Source organism: Pseudomonas bharatica CSV86, from assembly GCF_000319305.2.
Taxonomy (GTDB): Bacteria; Pseudomonadota; Gammaproteobacteria; order Pseudomonadales; family Pseudomonadaceae; genus Aquipseudomonas; species Aquipseudomonas bharatica.
In genome coordinates this window covers 316,858-340,164 of record NZ_AMWJ02000001.1, presented here as the reverse complement: position 1 = coordinate 340,164, position 23,307 = coordinate 316,858, and the positions used below count along the sequence as shown (strand labels likewise).

The 23,307-nt window shown below is 66.4% G+C and carries 22 protein-coding genes and 3 pseudogenes; 5 read left to right on the top strand and 20 right to left on the bottom strand.

Going from position 1 to position 23,307, the window contains the following annotated elements:
• Window positions 1–4: 4 nt before the first annotated feature.
• Entirely contained in the window at window positions 5–379 is a 375-nt protein-coding gene (locus CSV86_RS31575) for an IS66 family transposase (RefSeq protein ID WP_152028203.1), read from the top strand.
• A 401-nt stretch (window positions 380–780) separates the two neighbouring features.
• Here CSV86_RS31575 and mobH read toward each other — a convergent pair whose 3' ends face one another.
• The 3 genes from mobH to CSV86_RS01565 all read right to left on the bottom strand — a co-directional run bounded on the left by mobH (window position 781) and on the right by CSV86_RS01565 (window position 4,453).
• The gene (gene mobH, locus CSV86_RS01575; protein WP_037059631.1) at window positions 781–2,577 is read right to left on the bottom strand and encodes a MobH family relaxase; all 1,797 of its coding nucleotides are present in this window, start codon (window positions 2,575–2,577) and stop codon (window positions 781–783) included.
• A gap of 204 nt (window positions 2,578–2,781) precedes the next feature.
• Window positions 2,782–3,702: a nucleotidyl transferase AbiEii/AbiGii toxin family protein gene (locus CSV86_RS01570; protein WP_009397192.1), complete on the bottom strand. Its 921-nt coding sequence runs from the start codon at window positions 3,700–3,702 to the stop codon at window positions 2,782–2,784.
• A complete protein-coding gene (locus tag CSV86_RS01565) occupies window positions 3,695–4,453 on the bottom strand; it encodes a type IV toxin-antitoxin system AbiEi family antitoxin domain-containing protein (RefSeq protein WP_009397193.1) in 759 nt (252 codons plus the stop codon). The genes CSV86_RS01570 and CSV86_RS01565 overlap by 8 nt, the downstream gene beginning before the upstream one ends.
• A 230-nt stretch (window positions 4,454–4,683) precedes the next feature.
• On the opposite strand from CSV86_RS01565, the pseudogene CSV86_RS01560 reads away from it, so the two are divergent.
• Window positions 4,684–5,051 (top strand): annotated as a pseudogene (locus CSV86_RS01560) (DUF3742 family protein).
• Window positions 5,052–5,080: 29 nt separating this feature from the next.
• Here CSV86_RS01560 and CSV86_RS01555 read toward each other — a convergent pair.
• The 16 genes and pseudogenes from CSV86_RS01555 to CSV86_RS01480 all read right to left on the bottom strand — a co-directional run bounded on the left by CSV86_RS01555 (window position 5,081) and on the right by CSV86_RS01480 (window position 19,119).
• Window positions 5,081–6,601, bottom strand: a complete 1,521-nt coding sequence (locus tag CSV86_RS01555) for a conjugal transfer protein TraG N-terminal domain-containing protein (RefSeq protein ID WP_009397195.1) — start codon at window positions 6,599–6,601, stop codon at window positions 5,081–5,083.
• A gap of 15 nt (window positions 6,602–6,616) precedes the next feature.
• On the bottom strand, window positions 6,617–6,970 hold the full coding sequence (locus CSV86_RS01550) for a hypothetical protein (protein ID WP_003292115.1): 354 nt from the start codon (window positions 6,968–6,970) through the stop codon (window positions 6,617–6,619).
• Window positions 6,967–8,373, bottom strand: coding sequence for an integrating conjugative element protein (locus tag CSV86_RS01545; protein WP_009397196.1), 1,407 nt, complete (start codon window positions 8,371–8,373; stop codon window positions 6,967–6,969). Before CSV86_RS01545 ends, CSV86_RS01550 begins: the two co-directional genes overlap by 4 nt.
• A 10-nt stretch (window positions 8,374–8,383) precedes the next feature.
• The gene (locus tag CSV86_RS01540; protein ID WP_009397197.1) at window positions 8,384–9,328 is read right to left on the bottom strand and encodes a TIGR03756 family integrating conjugative element protein; all 945 of its coding nucleotides are present in this window, start codon (window positions 9,326–9,328) and stop codon (window positions 8,384–8,386) included.
• Window positions 9,325–9,774, bottom strand: coding sequence for a TIGR03757 family integrating conjugative element protein (locus CSV86_RS01535; protein WP_026006524.1), 450 nt, complete (start codon window positions 9,772–9,774; stop codon window positions 9,325–9,327). The genes CSV86_RS01540 and CSV86_RS01535 overlap by 4 nt, the downstream gene beginning before the upstream one ends.
• Window positions 9,775–9,938: 164 nt before the next feature.
• Window positions 9,939–10,432 (bottom strand): annotated as a pseudogene (gene radC, locus CSV86_RS01530) (RadC family protein).
• 195 nt (window positions 10,433–10,627) lie between these two features.
• Window positions 10,628–11,371 (bottom strand): DsbA family protein, encoded by a 744-nt coding sequence (locus tag CSV86_RS01525; protein WP_009397200.1) that lies wholly within the window; start codon window positions 11,369–11,371, stop codon window positions 10,628–10,630.
• Window positions 11,372–11,384: 13 nt separating this feature from the next.
• Complete coding sequence (locus CSV86_RS01520) at window positions 11,385–14,264, bottom strand: conjugative transfer ATPase (protein ID WP_009397201.1); 2,880 nt, start codon at window positions 14,262–14,264, stop codon at window positions 11,385–11,387.
• Entirely contained in the window at window positions 14,264–14,698 is a 435-nt protein-coding gene (locus tag CSV86_RS01515) for a TIGR03751 family conjugal transfer lipoprotein (protein WP_009397202.1), read from the bottom strand. The genes CSV86_RS01520 and CSV86_RS01515 overlap by 1 nt, the downstream gene beginning before the upstream one ends.
• The gene (locus CSV86_RS01510) at window positions 14,679–16,112 is read right to left on the bottom strand and encodes a TIGR03752 family integrating conjugative element protein (protein WP_009397203.1); all 1,434 of its coding nucleotides are present in this window, start codon (window positions 16,110–16,112) and stop codon (window positions 14,679–14,681) included. Before CSV86_RS01510 ends, CSV86_RS01515 begins: the two co-directional genes overlap by 20 nt.
• Window positions 16,102–17,016 carry a TIGR03749 family integrating conjugative element protein gene (locus CSV86_RS01505; protein WP_009397204.1) on the bottom strand — a complete coding sequence of 305 codons (915 nt, stop codon included), beginning with the start codon at window positions 17,014–17,016 and terminating at the stop codon, window positions 16,102–16,104. The genes CSV86_RS01510 and CSV86_RS01505 overlap by 11 nt, the downstream gene beginning before the upstream one ends.
• Window positions 17,013–17,704, bottom strand: a pseudogene (locus tag CSV86_RS01500) (PFL_4703 family integrating conjugative element protein). Before CSV86_RS01500 ends, CSV86_RS01505 begins: the two are co-directional and overlap by 4 nt.
• Window positions 17,701–18,111: a TIGR03750 family conjugal transfer protein gene (locus CSV86_RS01495; RefSeq protein ID WP_009397206.1), complete on the bottom strand. Its 411-nt coding sequence runs from the start codon at window positions 18,109–18,111 to the stop codon at window positions 17,701–17,703. The pseudogene CSV86_RS01500 and the gene CSV86_RS01495 overlap by 4 nt, the downstream one beginning before the upstream one ends.
• 12 nt (window positions 18,112–18,123) lie before the next feature.
• Window positions 18,124–18,495 (bottom strand): TIGR03745 family integrating conjugative element membrane protein, encoded by a 372-nt coding sequence (locus tag CSV86_RS01490; protein WP_009397207.1) that lies wholly within the window; start codon window positions 18,493–18,495, stop codon window positions 18,124–18,126.
• A 22-nt stretch (window positions 18,496–18,517) separates the two neighbouring features.
• Window positions 18,518–18,757, bottom strand: coding sequence for a TIGR03758 family integrating conjugative element protein (locus CSV86_RS01485; RefSeq protein ID WP_003140997.1), 240 nt, complete (start codon window positions 18,755–18,757; stop codon window positions 18,518–18,520).
• On the bottom strand, window positions 18,754–19,119 hold the full coding sequence (locus CSV86_RS01480; protein WP_009397208.1) for an integrative conjugative element protein, RAQPRD family: 366 nt from the start codon (window positions 19,117–19,119) through the stop codon (window positions 18,754–18,756). The genes CSV86_RS01485 and CSV86_RS01480 overlap by 4 nt, the downstream gene beginning before the upstream one ends.
• A 140-nt stretch (window positions 19,120–19,259) precedes the next feature.
• Here CSV86_RS01480 and mads1 point away from each other — a divergent pair, with 140 nt between their 5' ends.
• Complete coding sequence (gene mads1, locus CSV86_RS01475) at window positions 19,260–19,544, top strand: methylation-associated defense system helix-turn-helix domain-containing protein MAD1 (RefSeq protein WP_426330289.1); 285 nt, start codon at window positions 19,260–19,262, stop codon at window positions 19,542–19,544.
• 61 nt (window positions 19,545–19,605) lie between these two features.
• Window positions 19,606–21,219: a DNA cytosine methyltransferase gene (locus CSV86_RS01470; RefSeq protein ID WP_009397210.1), complete on the top strand. Its 1,614-nt coding sequence runs from the start codon at window positions 19,606–19,608 to the stop codon at window positions 21,217–21,219.
• Here the strand turns inward: CSV86_RS01470 and CSV86_RS01465 are convergent.
• Window positions 21,216–21,674 carry a very short patch repair endonuclease gene (locus CSV86_RS01465; RefSeq protein WP_009397211.1) on the bottom strand — a complete coding sequence of 153 codons (459 nt, stop codon included), beginning with the start codon at window positions 21,672–21,674 and terminating at the stop codon, window positions 21,216–21,218. The genes CSV86_RS01470 and CSV86_RS01465 overlap by 4 nt on opposite strands.
• Window positions 21,675–21,809: 135 nt before the next feature.
• Here CSV86_RS01465 and CSV86_RS01460 point away from each other — a divergent pair, with 135 nt between their 5' ends.
• Entirely contained in the window at window positions 21,810–23,285 is a 1,476-nt protein-coding gene (locus CSV86_RS01460) for an ATP-binding protein (RefSeq protein WP_170394303.1), read from the top strand.
• Window positions 23,286–23,307: the final 22 nt, after the last annotated feature.

Genomic DNA, 23,307 nt, shown 5'->3' with positions numbered 1-23,307 from the left:
CGGCATGGCCGCCCCTGACCTGACCGCCTGCCGCTCTACCGCCTCGAACAGATCGCTGCCCGTGACGGCGTCACCCTGCCCGTTCGGCCCTCGCCGAGTGAGTCGGGCGCTACGGCGTGGCCTTGAGCCCCTGGTGGATCGGCTGCGCGCCTTATTGCTCCAACGCCAGGTGCTGCATGCCGATGAAACACCCTCTGCGGCAACTCGATCCCGGCGAGGGGAAAACCAAACGCCCCTATATCTGAGCCTACTCTGGGCCTACCGCAGCAACGACCTGGAGCCCAGTGACAGCCGAGGCCTTGCGGCGCATCGCCGATCTCTATGCCCTCGATTGGCGCGCCCGCGCACTCGACGCGGCCGTCCGGCAGCTGCTGCGTGAACAGAAAGCCCTGCCCAAACTGCAGGCCCTACACGACCGGCTGCAGCTACCGCGCCGCCGCCATCCAGGGCCTTGCTGGCCACCACCAGACTGAACGGGCTCGAGTCCGGCGCCTGGCTCAAGGACACCCCGGGGAAAACTGCCCATCTGGCCCACCAGCCGGATCGAGGAGCTGTTGCTCCTCGGCGTCTCAACCTGAGTAGCGATGGGACGGCTGGACGCTCACCTTTTTTCATAAGACGAGCCGAAAACGGGCACCTACCCACAGCATGGGTTCGCGGAGGCGGGCTTAACCGTGATCGGTTGCTGAATGGGGGCGATGCCGCTCAGGATGCGCTTAATGCAGCTCACGACCTGCTCAACCTAGATTGCTAATTCCCGGCTTGGATAGGTGGCAGGTTTTACAGAAGGTTCGCGCTTGGTAAGAAGTCCTCATGCAGGAGCCGCAGGTATGGGTTGTCTGGCGGCGTCTCCTGGAACAGCGTATCCGGGCTGGCGAGCAGGTAGCCGTGCAGTCGGCGCGACTTGCGCGGCCCCGTGACTTCGCAGGTCCAGATGTTCAGCCCGCTCGGCTGCTTGCGGTGCTGTCCCAGCTTCTCGAAGCGCTTCTGTACCCACTGCCACCCCTCCAGCTTCTCCTGCCTGGCCAGCGTGGCGACTTGAAGGTACTCCTGCGCGTAGCGCTGGAACACGCCGGGGCTGACGAGGTAGGTCGTACCGGCGACGGTATGCACCAGAGCCTTGGCGTCGTTGATGATGAGCTTGCGCGTCTGGATGCTCTGACGCAGCCAGGCCATGAAGTGCGCCCCGGAGGGCTCCGCGCGATCCTGGGCAGGCGCGCGGCTCATCTGCGGCGGAGGCACGGTCGAAGGGGCCGGTTCGGCCTCGGCAACAGGGCAACTCGGGGCCTCCGGTGCCGTGGGTGGAGCGGTGTCGCCCAGCAGGTCGAGCAGCGCGGCCACGCCGGTGTCCGTGGCTGCGGTCGGCGCCGTGCTCGCGGGTGCAGCTTCGATGCCTTCCACGTGCGGCCCATCGGCCACCGCCTGTTCCTCTTCGAGCTGCACACGGCCTGCGAACGGCGCCGGCCGGTCGGCGGCATCCCAGATCATCGCCGGCGAGAGTTTCAGGAAGGTGAAGGCGTGCGACCAGCCGGCGTCGCTGGTGACGGTAGCCTTCCAGATCGCCTTGCCATCCGGCGTCGGTTGCACGATGCCGTGATCCTGCAGCACGTTGAACACCGCCGTGTTGCTCGACGGGATGCCGTCGATGCCCTGTGACAGCAGATGGGCGCGCAGCTTGTCGGAGACGGTCTTGCTCACCAGCCACAAGGCGTCCTGGGTCAGCCAACCGTCCGCCGGGCCGGCCTGGTTCAACTTGAACTCTTCCCTGAGCAGGTAGCGCAAGCCGTCGAGCAATTTGCGTTGCAGCGCATGCTTGGGCGCCGCCAGCGCCTTGCCGGGATCGCCGCCGAGTTCCTGGGCGACCGATGCCTGATCGGCCTGCACGACCAGCTCGCCGAGCGTGCCGGCGTGCTCGTACTGGCCGGCCAGCACGTACAGCAGCGCGGCCCAGAGGTCGGGATAGCCGCTGAGCCAGTCGAAGATGTCCCGATCGAGAAGGCGCGCGTAGAGCAGCCCGGTGGCGGCACTGTGCAGACGGTACTCACGCTCCTTTCGGTAACGGAAGCGATAGGGCTTTCGCAGTGGGCCGTGCCAGGGATGCCAGGCACTGCCGTCGGCATGCTCGACGTGCAGATCGACCGCGATCTTGCCAATGTCATGCAGCAGGGCCGCGTAGGCCGTGCCTGCGGTCCAGGCTTCGGCCTGGGCCGCCTGTGCCTCCGGCGTGACGCCCGCAGGCAGCAGGTATGACTGCCGCAATTTCAGCGCATAGGCGACGATCTCCAGGCCGTGGTCCAGCATGCCGCCCGGATAGGCGTGGTGGTGGCTCTCGGAGGCCGGAAACTGCTGGACCAGCTCGGCGTAGCGCTCCAGTGGGGCGAGGTAGAGCGTGGCGAACTGTCGGCGCGAGAGCGATGTGCGCTGCCAGATGTGTTCCAGCAGTTTCTGCCGACGCGGCGTCGCCAGCAGCGATGCGGCCGACTCGGGCCGCATCGACCCTTTCGGAGTTTCGATGGCGGATGTGGGCGGTGTGCCGGCGGTGGGTGGCACCCGTTTGCGCTGGAACAGCGAGAGCATGACGCCCCCCGGATGACGGGCTGATCTGGGGCGCCTTTTGGCCTTTTCGGGTAGGGCCTTTCCCCTTGGCCCCGTTCCCTTGCCCCTTCCCAGCCCTTTGGCCTTTGTCGGAAGCCTTTGGGTATAGGGCCGCTGCTTCGCGGATGCCACGATGAATGCGGCATGGGGCAGGCCCGACAAGCGGGGAATACTTCTGTCGCCGCGTCAGATCTGGCCCAGGCCGGCATCGAGCGCAGCGGCTTGCGCGGCGAAGTCCTTGGGGCGCTTCTTGCGAAAGGTCTCCAGGTTGTTGAGCTTCCAGCGCAGTGCCGGCAGTTGCGCGGCGTGCTGGCATTGCACCAGCGACCAGTCCGGTTCTGCGCGTACCAGGCCGCTCAGGAACCGCCTGTGCGCCTTCGTCAGCCGTTGCTGCAACTCGCGTCGCAACTGCGCGCGAGCCTCCAGCAGCGTGTCCAAGGGGCAGTCCACTTCGGCCATACCGACAAAGGCCCGTTCGTACTCGCCGGCGATGTCCTTGTCGTTGCCGAACAACACTTCGTGGGGCGGCCGGTTGTGGCCCGCCAGATAGATCACGAAGCACTCGACCATGCCATCGCTGATGTCGCCCGACTCAAAGAGCTGCCACACGTCGAACAGGTCGCGCGGATGCTGCCGGTCCAGCGCGGCCACCAGCTTGCCGGCGTACAGCTCGTCCGGTGCCAGGATCGGCACGTCCAACTCGATGCCGAACAGATCGCTGGTCCTAGCATTCAGCGGCCGCCGCTCAACGGGCAGCACGCTGCCTCGGAACACGACGTTGACCTCGATCTTCACCTGGTTGGCGTCGTTCTCGACGATCAGCTTGGTGTCCCCCAGGTCCTTGGCGCGAACCAGGCGTGTCTGCACGCCCAGTGGTGCAACGCGCGTGGCGATGGCGGCCAGCTCCTGGTTGATGGCTTGCAGCGCTTCGTCGCGCGGCGTCTGCCACGGGAGGTACACCACGTCGATGTCTACCGACAGGCGCGGCATGTCCCGCACGAAGAGGTTGATGGCCGTGCCGCCCTTCATGGCGAAGATGTCGTTGGCGAACACGTCAGGCGCGACGGCCAGCAGCAGGCGAACGGTGTCCGCGTAGGTCTTATCCATGAGGTCTCAGGCTCAGCAAGGTGCCGTCATCGAGCCGGCTCATCCAGCGCGTGTTGCTGCCGGTGCGAACCGGGTACTGCTCCAGCAGAGCATCGACATCCACGAGGTTGGTCTCGCGCGCCCAGGTGAGGAACAGGCGCACGGCCTTCACGCTGGCGCAGCAGGACAGCAGTTGCCCGAGTAAGTCCTTGCGGGGGGAACGCAGTCCATCAAAGATGTTGCGGGCCTCTTCGAGGCTCTGCTTGGCGCCGGCTTCGTACAGCAGTTCCAGAACGGCACGCTCGGAGGCAGCCACCCGCAGATCCTCGGGCAGGCCAGGCGGCGTGGTCAGGGTCATGCTGGCCAGCGCCGTGTCCGGCCAGTCGAACAGGCGGGCGTGGACGTAGCGGGCCGGAAAGCGCGCGGTGAACCAGGCCGGCAACGCGAAACGACCGTCGCCCCACAGTACCAGCGTCTCCCGGCTGCCCAGGTTGTGGCGCACGCCCTGCAGGGCCAGGGCGCTCTTGCCGCCGACGTGCAGGCCGGGCACGCGCTGTTGCAGGAACTTCAGCGCACTGTAGACCCCGAATTCATCGTTCGGGAAGGCATAGACGCCATGGGCCAGGCGCACGAGCCACCCGCCGTCGGCATAGTGGGCGGCAAGCTGGGGCGACACCCCGAACTGACTCAGGGTGGCGAGGTCGAACGGCGCCCCGCGGGGGAGTCCGGCCTGCAGCCGCTTGATTACCTGGTGCCTAGAATTTCCATCCATGCTATAAAAATAGCACGGAATCCAATCAGCCCATAGAGGTATCGCAAGAACCTCGCAGGGAAAGTAGCATAAGGTTTGATTTCTATTGCAAAATCTAATCATCTTGGCGACACCCGAGCCAGCCTGGCTCTGCCAGCCGCAACCCACCCGCCCTCCTGATCGCGGTCTATGCTGGAGGGCAAGCCACAACCGGCCGCTCCTGAGGTGAGGCACCACTGAAACCGAGGCACATGAGCATGACCACCAACACGCACAACGGGCGCTGGAGCCACCGGCTGGGCGGGGGGCTGGCCGTGCCTGGCGTGGATACCAGCGCCGCGAGCAGCGTGTCGCCGGCCGGCTGGTGACGCGCGGGGTGCCCGCAGGCGCGGCGACGGCGGTGCTCTGGATCGTCAAGCTGGCCGTGCTTGGCATGCTGCTCTACACCGTATCCTGGCTCGTCCTGCTGCTGGCCTTTGCGGTGGTCGCCACATGGTTCGCGCGAAATGCCGATGCGGATGACGAGAAGCAGCCGGAACTTAGAGACGGACACTCGGGCGTCGGCCTGTACGACAAAGATGACTGGCGGATCGACATGGGCGATCCCGACGAGCCGTAGCCGCCGCATCAGCGCGAGGAGAGTGCTCCTTACTTCGCTGCACCTTTCGATACGGCCGTCATCGCAAGACGAGAGCCGCTACCTCCAGCCGACTTTGCATCGGACGTGCCAGTGATGAGACCGCCCAGGAAGTTTCCAGCGCGAACTCCCGCCCATCCGAGTGCCATCACCCAGAACGTCGGTAACACGATGAACATCATCGCCATCACGAAATTCAACAGCATATCGCCGAAAGCGTTATTCAACCCCATCAGCGGGTTGAAGTTGCTGTGCGGCGAATGCCAGCCGTAGAGCGCGTCCAGGATCGTGCTGTCGATCCAGCGCGCGAGCTGGAACCAGAAGTCCACGAAGAACAGCGCGAACTGGACGCAGCTCACCGTCACCACCGTCTTCAGGTCGTAGGTGCCGATCAGCAGCACCAGCGGGATGCAGATGACGAGCGCCATCTTCAGCATGGTCAGCACCATCGGCAGCGCCTGGCGCACCACGTCCATCGCCGGAAAGAAGCCCAGCGAGCCGACGGTCAGCCCCAGGTCGCCCGCGCCGCGCGTGACGATGTTCGGCAGCGTCTTGTCGATCTGGCCGCCATAGTCGGTGTAGACGGCGCCCTGGTTCATCTTCTGCTGCCGCGGTGAGACCACGGCGCGGATCACCGAGTCATTGACCTCGCTCTGCGACAGGAAGCCCGCCCAGCGCCCGATGCGGGTCAGCAGGTCCGGGTCGACCTGTGCCAGCAGCCGGCTGCGCAGTCCCTGGCCGCCATCGGCCCACCACTGCCGGCAGGACGGATAGCCGCCGCCGCTGTCCACCTGTGCCAGCCCCGCATCGCGGGTCGCGTCGTAGGGCCAGGCCGTGCGCGGCGTGCGGGAGTGGTAGTTGTCGTAGAAGCCGGCCGTGTCGAGGAAGTAGCTCGACCCGATCCAGGTGACGTCGTTCATCTGCTCGTCGGTGAGCGTCGGCCGGTTCATGAACAGCTTGGCGCGCGACGGCCCGTAGCAGTCGTGCGTGAAGTCGGCGACCTCCTGTGCCAGCACCGGATCGTCGATGCGCGTGGCATCCACATCCATGCGAATCTGACGCAGGTCCGTGCCGCAGGGAATCGCCGCCACCGCGGAGCCCGTCACGGCTTTCGACAGCGCGTGCATGAAGAACCACCACACCGGCACCAGCGCGCTCTGGTCGTTGAGCGCCGTGTAGACGTTGGACCAGCCCGTGTCGTTGGGCAGCGGGACGTTGACCTGGCATTGCGCGGAGCGCGTGGTGTCGAACCTGATCGTGGCGAGATCCACCGGGATGAACGGGATGCCCGCGAACATGATGACCACGATCGCCACCCACACCCGGTTCTCGATGCGCATCGTCGACAGCACACCCTTGTTGCCCTCGTCCGCACCTTCGCTGCGGGCCTTGAGCCATTCCTGGATCACGATGGCCACGAACGGCAGCGCGAACACGCCGCTGGCCACGAGGATGCTCCAGATGCCGTTGTTGACCACCCAAGCCACCAGGGTCAGGTAATACTCCAAGTAGTCCGTGGTGTAGAGCGTCATGCCTGCCTCCCGGTCTCAGCCGTGCCGCAGCAGCTGGCTGGCTTCCAGCGCGACCACGGCGATGACGGCCGCGATCTCCGTGCGCAGCAGGCGCTGATGCGTTTCGCGGGACGGCTCCCGCCGCAACAGGCGCCGACGCATCCACCACCAGCCGTAAGCCGTCGCTCCGTAGAGGCACAGACGCCACACGAAGAAGTGGCCGGCGTGCGCCTGCAGCCAGTGCTGCCAGCCCTCGACGCCGCCGACCACGTGGATGCCGGCGATGTTCACCGCCACCGCGGCAGCGACCACCAGCAAGGTCCACAGCAGCGCCACGCCGACGCGGCGGTTGAACAGCCATGGCAGCCGCAGCCAGGCCAGCCGGCTCATGGCGTACCGCTCCGCGGCTTCTGGATTTCCCGCAGACGGTCGCGCGTGGTGTCGCCCTCGAAGACGCCGCGCGAGCCGGCAGCGCGGGTGCTGTGGCGCTGGATGATCGCCATCGCCGAGTTGCCGGCCAGCGTGCGCCGCAGTTCCAGCTCGGTCTTGAGGTTGTTGATCTCCTGCTCCAGCGCGCTGTTCTCCTGGTCGACCGCCTGCACGGCCAGCTCGTTGGCAGCGACGTTCGGCTCCTTCTTGCCGGTCAGCAACGTGCGTTGCAGCAGCAGGGCCTTCTCCAGCACGCTGGACAGCGCAGCCTCGGACGCGAGGCGCCGGCCCAGCACGTCCTGGTCGGGTTCGTCACGCAGGGCCTCGATCACGCCGCGGGTGATCGGCAGCGAGCTGCTGCCGGCTGCGTCGAGATTGGCCAGCGTCGTCGGCCGGGCGCCCGTCACCAGTTCCTGCAGCGCCTGCAGCTTGGTCTCGTACTCTTCCTGGATCATTGGCGTCAGCCCGACGCCAGGCGTGGTCTGGGTCTTCGTGCAGTTTTCGCAGGTGCGCTGCTCGCGTTCGCCCAACACGCGGGTCGCCCAGTCGGCGGCCGCCTGGGGCGAGGACCAGGTTTGGCAGGTCAGGCGGTTGCCGCAGGCGCTGCGCGCGATCGACGAGGTATCGGTGGCGTTGCGCCCGTTGAGCAGGTTGTAGCCCGCGCGCGTCACGTCGCCGACCACCTTGATCGAACTCTGGCCGGAGCCGCCCGCGTTGCCGCCGCCGACCCAGGGCACGCCGTTGTTCCCTTTGTTGGACTCGGCCTGCTCGATGGCGGAGACGGCATCGGTGCTGCTGACCGCATCCCGCAGCGCCATCCCCTCGGCGAGCTGGTCCCAGCCGGCTTGGCCGCCGGCCATGTCCGCCATCCGATTGGCGATGGCCCGGCAGGTCATCTTCGAGCGGTCGAAGTCCAGGCGCGCCTGGAGGATGCCGTTGGTCAGCAGGTTGTAGAGACCCGGGTCGGCGCGCTGGATGATCAGGGCCGGCAGCGAGGCCACGGCGCTGGTGGCATTCTGGATCACGTTGCTCATGATCGTCTGGAAGCCGTTGGTGATGCCGTTGAGCTGGTTCTGCAGCGTCGTGGTGATGCTCATGTCGCCGCAGATCAGGTTGCTGTTCCAGCCGACGCCGACGCCGATGCTCTGCATGTTGCCGGCACCACCCATCGACACGGCCCGGCCGCCGCCGATGCTGTAGAGCACGTCGTCGCCGATCACGCTGCCGCTGACGTTCACGCCATTGGGGTCGATGCGGGTCTGCGCCCAGGCGACGCCGACGACCAGCGTGATGGCCGCCACGAGCAGCGTGGCCCGCAGGGGCGACTTCGCGCGGTGCAGGAAGTCAGGGAGGGAGGCGTTCATCGTGGGTTCCTCACATGAAATCGACGCTGCCGAGAAAGACCTGGCCACGGCGCCGGCAGCAGGAGTAAGGCCGCCACAGGGCCCAGGCGTAGTCGCCTTGCTGGGCCTGCACGCGGGTGCGGCTGTGCGGGAAGACCACGCAACTGTTCGAGAGCGTGGGCGTCAGCTCCTGCCACTTGCCCGTCGATGCGTCGGTCTCCATCAGCGCGCCGGCCGGCCAGTAGCCGTCGCGGGCGTTGGCCAGCAGAGGCTGGTACACGTGAATCTGGTTGCGGCGCGTCACGATGTCGCCCGCGCGCTGCGCGACCACGGCGCCGCTCTTGTGGTCGTCGGTCTGGTGCAGGAAGCCACCACGGGGATACACGTTGCCCCAGAGGTTCAGGCCGGTGCGCGTACCGATTTCGCGCCGGCCGGGGATGAGCGCTTCGGGGTAGAACGCTTCCGGGATGTTGTAGCGCCAGGCGATCGTGTCGAGCGTGCTCAGCAGATACGGCATGAAGGCCGTGCCAGCGCCTTCGCAGGTGTAGCCGGAGGCGCTGGCGAACTGGCTGAACACCATCCCGGCCGGATGGCCGATGACATCGGCGTTCTTGAACTTGGCGAGGTTGTTCTCGTTGTCGTGATTGGTCGTGCCGTCACCGCCAGCCTTCGCGGTCGGGTTGGGCATGCTCATCGCCCTGACTTCCAGCCACGGGTTTTCGCCGGTGTTCGAGTAGCTCGACACCACCGCATCGGGGACGTAGTGGCGCACCTTGACGGAGGTGCGAACCGAGCAGCCGAAGGGCGTGCAGTACAGCCAGTAGCAAATACCTGCGACGCGGTACTCCAGGCAGTCGGGGGACAGCGCAGACGAGACGATGGTGGCGGTGTCCAGGGCGAACGTCGATGTGGCCGCGCCCAGCAGCAGCGAGGCGGCGGTGGCGCGCAGACGCCGGGACGCCAGCAGGAGGCTCATGGCTGCGTGCTCCGGTAGGCGTTGATGCGCGCGACGGCGCGGGGCACGTCGGGCTCGCCGTAGACCACGTAGCGTCGATCGACCACCACGGCAGGAATCTTGGCGATGCCCAGTCCCCAGGCATCCGCGACACCTTGGTAGGCGTGGCCGATGCGGCGTTGCAGGGCCTCGCCACCGTCATGCAACCGCTGCCGCACCAGGGCTGCAGCCTGTTGCGGGTCGGCCGGCAGGTGCGCGGCGAGTTCGACCTCGATGCGCGTGGCCTGGTCCAGCTCGATGATCCGCACGCCGGCCGGGGCCTGCACCGGATGACGGCTGTCGGTGACGACGAGCACATCGGCGGCCGCCGCGATGGGACCGAGCAGCGCGGCGCACATTCCAGCGGCCAACCGGGCGGCCAAGGGGCGCCGCGAGGCAGCAGGAAGGTTGAGGGAATGAGCCGGCATGTCGCGCCTCCGCGGAGTCGATGCAGACTCGTAGTCGAGCGCAACGCAGATCAGGGAACGACAAAGAAACCGAAACCGGTCAGTCCCGATTTCCTGCGCACCGGCGAAAAGAAACGGGAGCCAAGGGCTCCCGTGGTGATGAAAGGAATGCGCGTGGGGTGGTGCTACAACAAGCCGGCTTCGGCGAACGAGTACGGGCTGCCCTTGCCGACGATGAAGTGATCCAGCACCCGGACATCGACGGTGGCCAGGGCGCTCTTCAGCCGCTCGGTGATCGCACGATCGGCGGCCGAGGGCTCGGTGTTCCCGAGGGATGCTGATGCGCCAGGATCAGCGCCGAAGCGTTGAGCGCCAGCGCACGTTGGACCACCACCCTCGGATACACCGAAGTCTGGTCGACCGTGCCCTTGAACAGCGGCTCAAAGGCGAGCACCTGGTGCTGGTTGTCGAGAAACACGACGGCGAAGATTTCGTTCGGCTCCGCGACCAGTTTCAGGCGCAGGTAGTCACGCACGGCGGCGGGACTGCCCAGCGCTGGACCGGCCTTGAACACGCGGTTCTCCAGCAGGGTGATGGCCTGCCGGATGATCCAGTCTTCGTGCTGGGCGGCGATCAGGGTGAGCGACTCCGGGCAGGAGTCGGCGATGACAAGAGACATGGCGAACCTCCAATGGATGAGATCGGAGGGCGCCTGCCCCTGGAGGGCAAACCCTCCTGGGGACGATGGGGATGGAACAGGTGACGAGCGGGCATCCACCACCGCGGATGCGGTGGCTGTTCGCGTCAAGGGATGCGATGCGAACGGGTTTCGATCAACGCGGACGAGCCGCGCCGCAGCCTTGAAGATCGATGGCTACCTGGGCATGTCACCGGCGACGCCGGCGGGCATGTCTGGGGAATGGGCGGGTTCGGCTGCGGTCGTGCTGCCGGCGGCAAGCAGGTCGATGGCCGACAGCAAGGCATCGCCTTCGACGGGGCCGTGCAGCAGGAGGGTCTTGCCGGACTCGCGGTCGCGCAGTTGCAGGGCCGGCGTGGCCGCGATGCCCTGCTGTGCTGCTTCCGCCGCCTGGGCACGGATGACCGCATCGGGGCGATCGCTGTCGAGACAACCCTGCATGGCTGGCGTGAGGTCGGGATAGCGCAGGCCCTCCGGCAGGCCCTGGCCGTCGCCACGGGTGTGCGCGTAGAGCCACGCCACGGCTTGCCAGAACGTGGCATGCCCGCCGGTCTCGCCCGCGCACTCGGCCAGGCGCGCCCCGGCAGTCGCGGCCGGCTCGTGCATGGACAGCGGCAGGTGGTGCCACTGCCAATTCACCTCGGGATGGGCGTCGATCCAGCGCTTGAGCGCGGGGAAGTAGGCCCGGCAGTACGGACACTCCAGGTCGGCGTACCCGACCACCGTGAAGCTCGCATCGGCACGGCCATACAGCCAGGGCGGGCCGGCCGGTTTCGGCGCTTCGGACCCGGCGGCGGCCAGGGGCATGGACTCGGTTGCCGGATGCGGCGCGCGCAGCAGCATCCACGAGGCCACCGCAATCGTCGCCACGATCAGCAGACCGATCCGGGGATGACGGCGGGCGAATGAAGGCATGCGCATCGTGTTGCTCCCGTCAGGCCAACGTATCCAGCGCCAGCGGTTCGATGCCCCGCGCACGGTCGATCTTCTCGGCCACGCGGAAGGCGGCATCCAGCTCGCTGATGCCGTGCTGCTGCATCAACTGGAAGCGTTCGGCCTTCTCCTCGGGCTCGGTCATCGCCATCGCCAGGTAGAGGCTGGGCGGCACGGCGCGGAACAGCACTTCCATCGACTTGGACAGGATGACGCCCTCGCTGAACTTGCCGGCCTCCTTGCGTGCCGAGAGCATCAGCGCCTTCTGCGAAGCGTTGAGTTCGCGGAAGCGCGCGATCTTCTCGACTTCATCGGGTGGCATCGACAGGCAGATCCACCACTCGATCATGTTGAGCATGGGCTCGGCCGCTTTCGGCAGGTCGTCCAGGTTCTGCGTGGCGAGCCAGAACCAGGCGCCGAGCTTGCGCCACATCTTGGTGATCTTGACCACGTAGGGCGCGAGCAGCGGGTTCTTCGTGATGATGTGGCCTTCGTCCGTCACGTTGATGATCGGGCGGCCCAGGAACTGGTCGCGCTCGGCGATGTTGTTGACGGTGTTGATGAGCGAGATGTAGGCAATCGAGAGTTGGGCGTTGTAGCCCTCGCGTGCGAAGGTGGCCAGGTCCACGATGGTGATGTCCGCCTCGGGCCACGGTGTGCCGGACCGGTCGAACATCTCGCCGTCCACGCCCTGGCAGAACATATCCATGGCGTCGGCCATCTCCAGCAGCCGTGCGCGCCGCATCTCCGGCAGCGTGGCATCGCGGGCGCGCTCGCGCAGCGCGTCGCGCACATCGCGGGTCAGTACCGTGCGCTTTTCCGCTACGCAGTGCTGTGCCGCATCGAGAATGCACTGGCGGATCAGGCTGCGGTCGGCGCGGGTCATGCGCGCTTCTTCCTTGTCCTCGCCGCCGGTGATCATCAGTCGTGCAGTGATCTCCAGCTCGCCGAGCACGTCGCGCTGCTCATCGCCTTCCACGGCCATGCCGGCATCGGCCTGGTCCTCGTCGAGCGCATCGGCGTCCAGCGTCTGTACCTGACTCGGCGTATCGACCAGCCGCCAGGCGTCGGCGAACGGAGCCAGACTGACGCCCGCGCCCGGTGCGAGCTTCACGCGATGCACGGTGAGGCCCAGCCGTGCCGCGAAGTCGCCGAACAGGCCGAAGCTGTTGCCCGCCTCGACGATGAACAGGCGCGGCCGATAGATCGCCGTCACCTGGTTCAGGATGTTGTTGAGTGTCGCGCTCTTGCCCGAACCCGTCGGGCCGAACAGGAACAGATGCGCGTTCATCTGCCGGTCGAGGCGGTTCAACGGATCGAAGGTGATCGGGCCGCCGCCGCGGTTGAAGAACGTGATGCCCGGATGCCCCGTGCCCTGACTGCGGCCCCAGACCGGCGCCAGGTTCGCCGCATGTTGCGCGAACATGAGCTGGGTGTACCACTGGCGCTTGTCGGCCGCCGGATCGAACACGCACGGCAGCCAGCGCAGATAGCTGTTCAGCGGCGCCACCTCGTCCTCTTCGCGTACCGGTTGCAGACCGGCGTTGAGCATCACGTTGACGAGCTGCAGGCCGCGCGCATCGAGCTGGGCCAGGTCGCGGCCGCGCAGGTAGAACGCCAGCGTGCCGCGGTAGAGCTTGTGCGCGCTGCCGATCAGGCCGCGCGCCTGCTGCACGTCCTGCCGGGTCTGCTCCGAGGCCAGGGTCTCGCCGACGGCCTTCCTGGCGAGGTGGTTGAGGTGCGCCTCCAGCACGTCCTGGGGCGTGGCGACCAGCGTCAGGCACATCACCGTGTCCTCGGGCATCTGGTCGAACAGCGCGTTCATGGCATCGCCGCCCTTGCGCGTCTCGCCCGTCAGATGGCCCGTCACGGGTGGCGTGCGCAGACGATCCATCACGATCACCCGATGCGGCATGCCGTCGAAGAACCACAGGCCGTTGGGCACGTCCGAGCGCGGTTGGCCGAAGAACAGGCGCTGCGCGAAGTCGGTGCCGCTGGCGAGTTCGATCTCGCCCTCCTCCCGCTCTTCCGGGTAGCGGGTCAGCGCGTAGAAGCGTTCCCGATCTTCGGCGGTGGCGCCGAGCAGGGTCGGATTCGGGTTGAACCAGCGCAGCAGCCAGGCGTGGATGTCCGCCGCGCCGAGACGCCGAGCCTTCACGCCGGCATTCGCCAGCCCGCCGGCGAGGCGGTCGCAGATCGTCGTCAGCGCCTGCTCGGGCAACTGGCCGCGCCGCGGGGTCGGGGCCGCGGACGTGCGGCGGTAGACCACCATGCGCACGCGCCGCACCTGGCCGCGCCACGGCAGGCGCGTCACCGTGGTGTCCTCGAACAGGCCACCCGGCTTGGCGATGGCCCGCAGGTGATGGGCGAAGAAGCGCAGGTAGAAGTCGCTGAACGCGCTGCCCTGCGCACGCGGCTGCAGATAGTTCGCCAGGGAGCGCAGATAGTTGTCCCAGTCGGCCTCGTCCTGGGCGTAGAGCTGCACCACCCAGGGGTTGTCGTCCAACTCGTCGAAGGAGTCCTGCAGGGCGTTCTCCAGCGCATCGCGCGCCTGCCACAGCCAGGCCATCTCGCGGCCCTCGGTGCCGACCGGCGCCAGTTCGAAGAAGGCCGCCACCGACTGGCCGTCTTCCAGCAACATGCACTTGCTGCCGGGCAGGTACTCGACCCAGGGCAGCAAGTCCGCGAACGACGGCGCGACGCCATAGAGCGCATCGTGGTCGGCCTGGGTGGCCGGCCTGCGCCGGCCCCGGCCGAGCGCGCTGCCCGGCTCGGCGACACCCTGTGCCGCCAGCGCCGTCACGTGCCGTGTCCAGGCATCATCGGCCGCATCCACGGCGTCAGCGTCGGGCTTGCGTGACCACGGCAGCGACCAGGCCATCAATAGTCCTCCACGCGCTCGCCCGGCATCGCGTACTGCACGCGCTGGTAGAGCGGGAATACCGTGCTGTAGCCGGGCACCGGCACCGGGTCGGTGCCCGCCAGGTGCGGGAACACGTACATCACCAGGTCGGGGTTCGGCAGGCGGTGGAACTGGCGGTAAATCTCGTTCTGCGCGGTACGGGTGTAGCGCGCCTGCACGCCGGGCGCCGCCTGCCCATCGGCCTCGGTCAGCGGCCGGCGCAGGCCCTGGCGCGCATCGAGCAGTTGCCGCGCGGCCTGGCCGCCGCCCGCGCTGCCGCCGGTCTCCTGATGCCAGATGTCGAGCATGGTGCTGTCGCCGTGCAGCAGCAGCTTCTCCTTGCTGGTGGCGCAGCCGCCGAGCAGGGTGGCCGCCAGCAGCACGGCGGCCGCGTCAATCCAGATCCGAGGCATGGGCTTCTCCGGTGCGGTGGTGGACCCGACGCCCCTTGGCGTCGTAGTCGATGTCGAGCGGCTGCTCCAGATGCACGGCCACCTTGGCGCCGGGCTGCACGTAGACCGCCGCGAAGGCCTGGCCGTAGAGCTTGTTGACCCAATCGGCCATGTCGCGCACGCCGCCCGCGAGGATGCGGCCCATCGCTTCGTTGCCGCTGATGCCGACGGTGCCCAGCGAGCCGTTGCTGTTGGCGACCACGGCCACGCTGCCGCTGTCGGACTTGATGAGCGAGGCCGCGCCGGCACCGGCCGCGGTGATGAGCGCCTGGCTGCCCAGGTACTGCTGGGCGTTGCTGCGCCGCTCGCCGCTGACGCAGGGGATGCCGTAGGGGTCGCTGATCCAGCCCAAGCCGCCCTGGATGCTGGCGCCGTTGTGCCCCGAGTTGCCGCCGCTGCTACTGCCCTTGCTGCTGTCCTCCGGCACCGTGCGGATGGTGCCGTCCTGGAACACGAACGTGACCGAGCGGATTTGCCCGCGCACGCACGAGAGCGTCCAGTCGCCCGAGGCCGTGCCGCTGACCACGGCGCCGGCCACGTCGGGGATGTCGATGCCGTTGGCCGTGAGGTTGTCCGGGCCGATCAGCACCTTGAACGGGTACGGGTCGTTGACGGTTCCATCGATCGGCACGCGCCCGATCAGCGCCGTCATGGCGATCGACCCCATGAGCGTCGAGTTCGACGGCACGGTGTAGACCGCCTTCGTGGATGCGCCCACGGCGCGGCTGCCGACGTCGGCGACGGATTCCACTGCGGCCGACAGGCTTTTCTGGGCCGGCCCGAAGCTCAGGGGAAAGCTCGGCTCCTTGCTGGCGTTCTTGGCGTCGACCTTGGCATCGTCGGGCTCGACCCACTGCGTGCCACCGACGCCGCGGTTGAAGCGCTGGCCATCACCCTCTTCCAGCCCCAGCCCGACGGGCAGGTCGGACGGGCCGCCCTTGCCGGAGAGGCCGTCCAGTTGCCGCTGCAGATCCTGCAGCAGCCCCTGGGTCTGCTGCCTGTCGCTGGCCACCTGATTGCGCTCCTGCTCCAGGCGGTTGCGTTCGCCTTCCAGCGCGCTCTGGATGCGTTGGTCGATCGCGCTTTCCCGCGCACGCAGGCGCTCGTTCTCGGCCTTGTGCTGCTTGTTGTCGCCGAGCGCGCTCTGCAGCTCAGTGCGCAACTGCTTCACCTGGGCCACCAGCGTGGCGACGGTATCGCGCGGCGTGTCGCCAGCGATGCCCAGGGCTTTCATCTCCTCGGGCGTGAGCGTACTGGCCGCGCCCTTGGGAGCGGGCTGGCCGCCGGGCGCGCCGGAGAACAGCTTGATGCCGACGAACACCAGCAGCAGCGCCATCGGGATCAGCAGCCACTTGAGCAACGGATTACTTTTCATCGCGCGCTCCTCCGGTCGAGCCGGCCGCGGCGGCCGGCGGCAGGTTCACGGTGGCGTCGATCGGGCTCAGCGCCGGCAGCAGCGACTCGGCCAAGCCGTGGCCGCGCGTGACCAGGTAGAGCACCGTGGTGTCGGACGCGGTGCCGGCCGGCCCCAGGTTCGGATGCTGGAAGGTCGCCGCCACGAAGTTCCCCTGCAGGGCGCGCGGGTCGAGGTCGAGCCAGCGCGCGGCGGTGTTGGTGAGTCGCACGGCCGTCACCCACTGGTCTTCCAGGCGCCACGCGGCCAGTGCCCGCGCGTGCACCGGCAGCGTCGGCAGCAAGGTGTCCAGCGCGAAGCCACGGCGCAGGTTCACGCGCCCGATGCCGGCGACTGGCTCGACGGTGCGCAGCGGCGCGTACAGGTTCTGTGCGGCATGGCGCGTCAGCACGACCGGTACCGGCGTTTCGCGCCGGGGAACGGGTTTGTCCGCGGGCGCATCGGCCCGCTCGTCCGCACCGCTTGCTGCACTGCCGCCGTAGCGCTTCGCGGGGGCTTCCGCTTCCACGATGCGCACCGGCTCCAGCGGCGCCTGGCCGTCCTTCGCCGGCTCGGCGGCGATGTCGAGCAGGATCAGCGCGCCGGACTCCACGTCCTGCAGTTGCAGCCGCGTGGGCGGAATCGGCTCGCTCGCCCGCAGGTAGATCGCGCCGCCTGCACTCTGCACGCGCAGGTGATCGCCGACGCTGGCCGGCACGCCGACGCGCACATTGCGGTCGATGAAGACCACGCGCTCCTGGCCGACCACCAGCGGCACCGGCAGGGGCAGCCGCTCCCAGCGCAGGATTTCCACGGCCTGGCTGGCCGGCACGAAACCGAGGATCAGCAGGACGCCGGCCAGGGCCGACAAGGCAACGGGCTTCATGGGGAGTCTCCCTGCAGGTGGCCGGAGGCGTTGGCGGGCGCGCCGGCCTGGGTCGGCGTCGGCGGCGGTTCGATGCGCTGGGGTGCGCCGGCGTAGCAGTCCAGCGCCAGGCCGAAGGGGTTGCGCTCGGGGTCTATGTCCAGCCGGACGACCTTGATGGGGTAGCGCACCAGGGCGCGCTTGACCTGCTCGGAGCCGTAGTATTCGTCCGCGCTCACGTCGAGCGTGACGATCCAATCGCGGTCGGAGAGCACCTTGACGCGCGTGGCCGGATCATCGCCGTAGCCGCGGCCGGGAATCTCGTAGATGCCGCGCACGCGCTGACGCAGCTCGCCACTGGCGCGCCGGTACTCGTAGTCCTGTTGCAGGAAGGCCCGGCAGCTCGGCGTGAAGTAGGCCGACAGCGCGCGCAGGTTGCGCGGGTAGTCTTCTTCGCCGTTCGTGGGCCAGCGCTGCACCTGCTGCCAGATGTAGAACGAGAAGGCATACACGCTCTCGGGCGGCACGTCCCACCACTTGCGCGTGCTGCCCGAGCGCAGGTCCGGCGGCACATGGATGGTCAGACTCTTCGGCGCACTCCACCAACCGAAGCCGAGCAGCAGCGCCACCACGAACAACGCGCCGGCCCCAGACGCAGCGTCTTCACGTGCGCCTGCAAGTGCGCAACCTCGTTCTTGAAACGGCTCATGGCGCACCTCGATCGGCATTGCGCCGGGTAGTCCAAAAGCCCGAGCGGGTGATGAGGCGCTGCCCGCCCAGGAGTGCCGCCAGCGCCGGGTGCCGCAGGGCCAGCCGCCACTGGAGCTGCCGGTACAGCCAGGTGTCGGGCCGGCCGCGCTTCTGTGCGCGCAGGAAACCGCCGCCGACGAAGACGCCCAGCGCGATGCCGACGACGATCAGCGTGGGCACCATGGCGATGCTGTGCGTGAGCCAGGCCAGCGGCAGGCCGAGCACGAATCCGGCTGCGGCCGACAGACCGGCGCAGATCCACAACTCGTCGGCGGTCAGCCCGCGCACGACCACCGGCTGGCGGTTCAGCCGGTGCGGCAGGAAGGTCACCAGGGTGTCGCGCGGGGTCTCCGAAGGGACGGCCATCGCTTGCCGCCCTCACAGCACGCCGGTGGCCTTGGTGAGCAGCCAGATGCCGACCACCAGCAGGATTGCGCCCACGGCGACCGTCAGGCCGAACTGGCCCCAGGTGGCGCGGCCGGTGTGGATCTCCGAGTAGCGTGTGTAGGCGTGATAGCAGACACCGACGAACATCGAGGCGACCACGAGCAGCGCGATCAGCAGCACAATGTCGTAGCCGTAATTCTGCAAGGTCTGCAGGATGCCGCTGCCCTGGCCGCGCGATGGGTCTTCCATGGTCGGCAGGCCCTGCGCGAAGGCCGACAGCGGCAGGCCCGCGAACGCCAGCGGTAGCAGCAGCAGTGCGACGATGCGGGACGGAATGCGATGGGATGTCGATGGCAGGTTCATGGCGTATGGCCTTTCGTGACGTTCAGGAGAGGAGGAAGAAGGTCAGCACCAGGTACATCGCCACGAAGCGCACGACGACGGCGAGGAACTGACGTTCAGTGATGCGGTGCTCGGCCCAGCCGACGTAGGCGGTGCGCATGGCCCACACGCCCCACAGCAGCAACACGGCGAACACGAAAGCGAGCACCACGGCAGAGACGGCCGAAGGCGCAAAGCCGCCGTTGGCCTGGAAGGCGGCGACCTGATCGGCAGAGGGCGTCATGGCGACGGCTCCTCGTCGTGGGCGCGGTCGCGGCGGACGTAATCGCCGGCCATCGGGACGGGATCGCGCGGCTGGGCGCGCTGGGGCACGAGGTAGTCCTGCAGGCCGGCGCGAACGCGCTTCAGGTCGGCGCGCAGCCGGGCGTAGTCGAAGTGGTAGCGGGCGCGTTCCTGCGGAGCGGTATTGGCGGCGTGCTCGGCGAGGCGGTCGATCAGGTCGAGTTGGCGGGCGAGCGCGGTGAGCTGCTCACGCTCCATGGCGACGCCGTCGGCGGCGACGGCAGGCTGCAGGGCCGAGAACGACACGGCCAACAGCACGGCCAGCGAAGGCCATGCGGATGCGCGGCGTTTGGTCTGTCCCATCGTGCCATTCCCCGTTGAAGCGGATGGCCAGATGCTGTGGCGCGCTCTCGCTTTGCGCCGCAGGGAATGGGAACTCCGGCATGACCGGATTCCCGGGGCGAGCTGGCGATCAACCGTGCAATGCTCCCGGGATTGCGGAGTTGGCCAGCGCCTACCGCAGCTTGGTAGAATTGGCTAAACTTGGCAATCGTAATCTACGAAAGGCCAGATCGGATGGTTTCCGGATGACTGAAGTCGAGAGCGAGATCCTCACGCTTGAGGAGGTCGCGGCCTACCTCAAAGCCGGGAAACGGACGGTCTATCGCCTTGCCCAGAAAGGCGAGATTCCGGCGTTCAAGCTTGGAGGTACCTGGCGCTTCCGCCGCTCGGAGCTGGATCGGTGGATCGCCGAAAGCATCAGCAAGAAGAAGCCGGAGGCAGAGTGAGCGTGCACCAAATCGGCAACCGAATCACGTTCGGGAAAGAACCAAGGGGAGGATTGCTGGCGTGCCAGTTCCCATAATTGATCTTTTTGCTGGCCCAGGAGGGCTCGGGGAAGGATTTGCTTCCCTGCAGGGCCACAAGCGGCAGCCATTCTTCGAGATCGCCCTTTCCATTGAAAAGGATGCTGTCGCACATCGCACGCTGACGCTCAGGGCAGTGTTCAGGCGTTTGCGTGGCACCAAGGACGTCAAGCACTACTACAGCTACATACGGGGCGAGATCGATGAGGCCGCTTTCCGCAGGATCCCTGCCGTGGCCAGCGCCTTCGAGCATGCTGCCGCCGAGGCGAGGTGCCTGGAGCTTGGCAAGTCCGACGAAGCCAGTATCGACAGGGAAATTCGTGCTGCACTGAAGGGGCAGGAAACCTGGGTGCTGATCGGCGGCCCGCCCTGCCAGGCGTATTCGCTGGCGGGGCGCTCCAGACGCGCCAACGACAAGGACTTTCACAAGGATGAAAAGCACTTCCTCTACAGGGAGTACCTGAGAATCATCCAGGTGCACAAGCCCACCATCTTCGTGATGGAGAATGTCAAGGGTCTGCTTTCCTCAAAGCACTCCGGCGACCCGATGTTCGAGAAGATCATTGCGGATCTTTCGATGCCGACCGAGGGGCTCGAATATGAGATCCGATCCTTCACCAAGAAGGGCGACGGCAGTTCGCTGGAACCCACCGACTACCTTATCCATTCTGAGCGCCATGGGATCCCGCAAAGCAGGCATCGCGTGATTCTGCTCGGAGTGAGAAAGGGGCTGGACATGCCTCAACACCAGTTGCTGGCACCAGTAGCAAGGCCTGTCACGGTCAAACAGGCCATTGACGATCTTCCCCGAATCCGCAGCAAGCTGTCGCGTGGCGATTCAGTGGAGGCATGGCGCAAGGCTGTTCAGGCTGCCCCCTCTTACGTCAAGGGATGGAGGACAGAAAACGAGTCCGTCATGATCGGGACAATGCGTGCCTTTGCCGCTGCGGCAACCAGCACCACGACCGGTGGCGCCTTCATTTCACGAGGCTATAGAAGGCCGAAGAAGCCGACCGAGCTTCAGCAATGGCTTCACGACCGAAGCCTGGGTGGTGTCTGTCAGCATGAAGCGCGCGCGCACATGGCATCCGATCTTGCTCGCTATCTTTTCTCGGCCAGCTTCGCTCATTTATGGGGATATTGCCCACGGCTGGATGTGTTCCCTCCCAAGCTGCTTCCCGATCACATCAATGTGCATGTCGATCGGGAATCCGAAGCGATCCCGTTCAAGGATCGGTTCCGCGTGCAGTGCAGGAACGAACCGTCCACCACGGTGGTGGCTCACATTGCCAAGGACGGGCACTACTACATCCACTACGACCCCTCCCAATGCAGAAGTCTCACGGTCAGGGAAGCAGCACGGCTCCAGACGTTTCCCGACAACTACGTCTTCGCGGGCAACCGCACGGAGCAGTACACCCAGGTCGGCAATGCGGTGCCTCCGTTGCTTGCCCACAAACTGGCCAAGATCGTTCGTAGTCTTCTGAACGAGATGAGGAGGCGGAGGCAGGCTGGTGATGCCGTACAGAAGAGGCCGGCGGGAAGCGTGCCGCGAAACCTGCCAGAACAGCTTCCGGTGCTTGCCGAAGCGGGCTAGTCAATGCTCTGACCAATCACCAGGACATCTTCATCGCCATGCAGCCACTCCTCAACCGCTTGCGCAGTCTCCTCGACCGAGTGCTTCAAGGCGCACTCCCAGACGACCGCCACGCGCCAGCCGAGAGCATGGAGCATCTCCGCATGGCGCCTGTCGCGAGCGACATTTCCCTGGAATTTCTGCCGCCAGAAATCTTCATTGGTCCTGGGAGTGGTTGTGTAGCGGCAGCCTTCATGTCGGTGCCAGAAGCAGCCATGGACGAACACCACTGCTCTGCGCTTCGGGAACACAAGGTCGGGGGAGCCGGGCAGCCCCCGCACATGAAGTCGATATCGAAAACCCCTGGCGAAAAGGAGGGAGCGAAGTATCCGTTCCGGCCGGGTGTTCTTTCCGCGAATGCTCGACATCATGCGGCTGCGCTGCGGAGTGGTAGGAACGCGCATGGTCTTGAGCATCTTCCGCCTGAATGTCTGCAGAAATGGCAGCTCCGCGCTTCCGCTTGGCAATGCGAACGGATGAAGACGACACCCGAAGCAGCAATTCGGAGCTTACCATGCACGTGACTCACGAGAAGACGCAAGAGGAAGCCGATGGCTCGTGATCGCAGTCATCCGCCGAGCGCGGCCTGCCTTTCCGAATCGATGCGGGACCTTGGGTACTCGCTCGAAACTGCGATTGCCGATCTGATCGACAACAGCATTTCCGCTGGCGCGGACACCATCGACATCATTTGCGATGTGTCCGGTGAGCATCCTGTGATGGTCATCCTCGACAACGGCAGGGGGATGACGGAAGACGAGCTGCTCGATGCGATGCGTCATGGGACCGGCAACCCCAGGCAGCATCGGTCGCCGAAGGATCTTGGGCGCTTCGGCCTTGGCCTGAAGACAGCCTCGTTTTCCCAATGTCGCTCGCTGACCGTTGTGAGCACGCGCGATGGAACTGTCTGCGGAGCCGAATGGAATCTGGATCGCATCGATGCTGCCGACGACTGGATTCTTTCCATCCTGGACGATGCGGACATCCATGGGTTGCCTTATGTCGAACGGCTCGGCGCCCGGGGCACGGCCGTTATCTGGCGAGAGCTCGACCGATTGATGGAGGACGAGGCCGGGGATCGTCGAGACGAGATCGTCAATGAGAAGCTTGAGGCGGTGGGCAGACATCTGTCACTTGTCTTCCACCGGTTTCTCTCGGGTGAGATCAAGGGACATGCCAGGATTTCTCTCACCGTCAATGGTCGTCCGATTACGGCATTCGACCCCTTCTGCAGGAAGAATCCTGCCACCCAGGTGCTTCCGGAGGAGATCGTCCGCATCGGCGAGGCCGAGGTGCGCCTGCAGCCTTACGTGCTTCCACACCACAGTCGTCTGTCCGCGTCCGAGTACGACTACTACCAGGATCGCAGTGACTTCATCTCCAATCAGGGGGGCTACGTCTATCGAAACGGCCGCCTGATGGCCTGGGGCGACTGGTTCAGACTCGTGCCGAAGGGTGAGGCTACCAAGTTGGCGCGGGTACAGATCGACTTTCCAAACAGTCTGGACGAAGCCTGGACCATCGACATCAAGAAATCGCGTGCCCGCCCGCCGCATGGGGTGCGGGAGCGGCTGCGTCAGATCATCAACAGGATCACTGCCCGCAGCGTGACGGTGCATAGGGGGCGCGGGCAGAAGCTCTTTCAGGAGAGCCAAGCCCCGTTCTGGGAGCGCTACGCCGATCTCGGCGGCATCCGTTTCGCAATCAACGAGCAGCACCCGCTCATCCCATCCCTGGGCACAAGACTTTCGTCCGAGGATGCGGATCTGCTTCGTGTCCTGCTGGATTCGATTGCCGCCTCCCTACCGGTGGAGATGATCTATTCCGATTACTCGACCCATCCGCGCGAGATCAACCAGAAGGCGGTGGATGAAAGCCAGACTCTGGAGCGCCTGAAGAGTCTCAGGAAGGTGCTCTACGGCGACGGGCCGGGCGATCCGAATGCCTTTCTCCAGATCGTGCGCTCGACGCACCTTTTCGATGGCCAGATCGAACTGGCCGAAAAATTCATGGGTATACGGATTTAATGGTTGATGGGGCACCTTTACC

Excerpts from the sequence above, each read along its gene's own strand:
- CSV86_RS31575 (WP_152028203.1), top strand. The coding sequence starts at position 5 with ATGGCCGCCCCTGACCTGACCGCCTGCCGCTCTACCGCCTCGAACAGA.
- mobH (WP_037059631.1), bottom strand. The coding sequence starts at position 2,577 with ATGCTCTCGCTGTTCCAGCGCAAACGGGTGCCACCCACCGCCGGCACA.
- CSV86_RS01570 (WP_009397192.1), bottom strand. The coding sequence starts at position 3,702 with ATGGATAAGACCTACGCGGACACCGTTCGCCTGCTGCTGGCCGTCGCG.
- CSV86_RS01565 (WP_009397193.1), bottom strand. The coding sequence starts at position 4,453 with ATGGATGGAAATTCTAGGCACCAGGTAATCAAGCGGCTGCAGGCCGGA.
- CSV86_RS01555 (WP_009397195.1), bottom strand. The coding sequence starts at position 6,601 with ATGACGCTCTACACCACGGACTACTTGGAGTATTACCTGACCCTGGTG.
- CSV86_RS01550 (WP_003292115.1), bottom strand. The coding sequence starts at position 6,970 with ATGAGCCGGCTGGCCTGGCTGCGGCTGCCATGGCTGTTCAACCGCCGC.
- CSV86_RS01545 (WP_009397196.1), bottom strand. The coding sequence starts at position 8,373 with ATGAACGCCTCCCTCCCTGACTTCCTGCACCGCGCGAAGTCGCCCCTG.
- CSV86_RS01540 (WP_009397197.1), bottom strand. The coding sequence starts at position 9,328 with ATGAGCCTCCTGCTGGCGTCCCGGCGTCTGCGCGCCACCGCCGCCTCG.
- CSV86_RS01535 (WP_026006524.1), bottom strand. The coding sequence starts at position 9,774 with ATGCCGGCTCATTCCCTCAACCTTCCTGCTGCCTCGCGGCGCCCCTTG.
- CSV86_RS01525 (WP_009397200.1), bottom strand. The coding sequence starts at position 11,371 with ATGCGCATGCCTTCATTCGCCCGCCGTCATCCCCGGATCGGTCTGCTG.
- CSV86_RS01520 (WP_009397201.1), bottom strand. The coding sequence starts at position 14,264 with ATGGCCTGGTCGCTGCCGTGGTCACGCAAGCCCGACGCTGACGCCGTG.
- CSV86_RS01515 (WP_009397202.1), bottom strand. The coding sequence starts at position 14,698 with ATGCCTCGGATCTGGATTGACGCGGCCGCCGTGCTGCTGGCGGCCACC.
- CSV86_RS01510 (WP_009397203.1), bottom strand. The coding sequence starts at position 16,112 with ATGAAAAGTAATCCGTTGCTCAAGTGGCTGCTGATCCCGATGGCGCTG.
- CSV86_RS01505 (WP_009397204.1), bottom strand. The coding sequence starts at position 17,016 with ATGAAGCCCGTTGCCTTGTCGGCCCTGGCCGGCGTCCTGCTGATCCTC.
- CSV86_RS01495 (WP_009397206.1), bottom strand. The coding sequence starts at position 18,111 with ATGGCCGTCCCTTCGGAGACCCCGCGCGACACCCTGGTGACCTTCCTG.
- CSV86_RS01490 (WP_009397207.1), bottom strand. The coding sequence starts at position 18,495 with ATGAACCTGCCATCGACATCCCATCGCATTCCGTCCCGCATCGTCGCA.
- CSV86_RS01485 (WP_003140997.1), bottom strand. The coding sequence starts at position 18,757 with ATGACGCCCTCTGCCGATCAGGTCGCCGCCTTCCAGGCCAACGGCGGC.
- CSV86_RS01480 (WP_009397208.1), bottom strand. The coding sequence starts at position 19,119 with ATGGGACAGACCAAACGCCGCGCATCCGCATGGCCTTCGCTGGCCGTG.
- CSV86_RS01465 (WP_009397211.1), bottom strand. The coding sequence starts at position 21,674 with ATGCTCAAGACCATGCGCGTTCCTACCACTCCGCAGCGCAGCCGCATG.
- CSV86_RS01460 (WP_170394303.1), top strand. The coding sequence starts at position 21,810 with ATGGCTCGTGATCGCAGTCATCCGCCGAGCGCGGCCTGCCTTTCCGAA.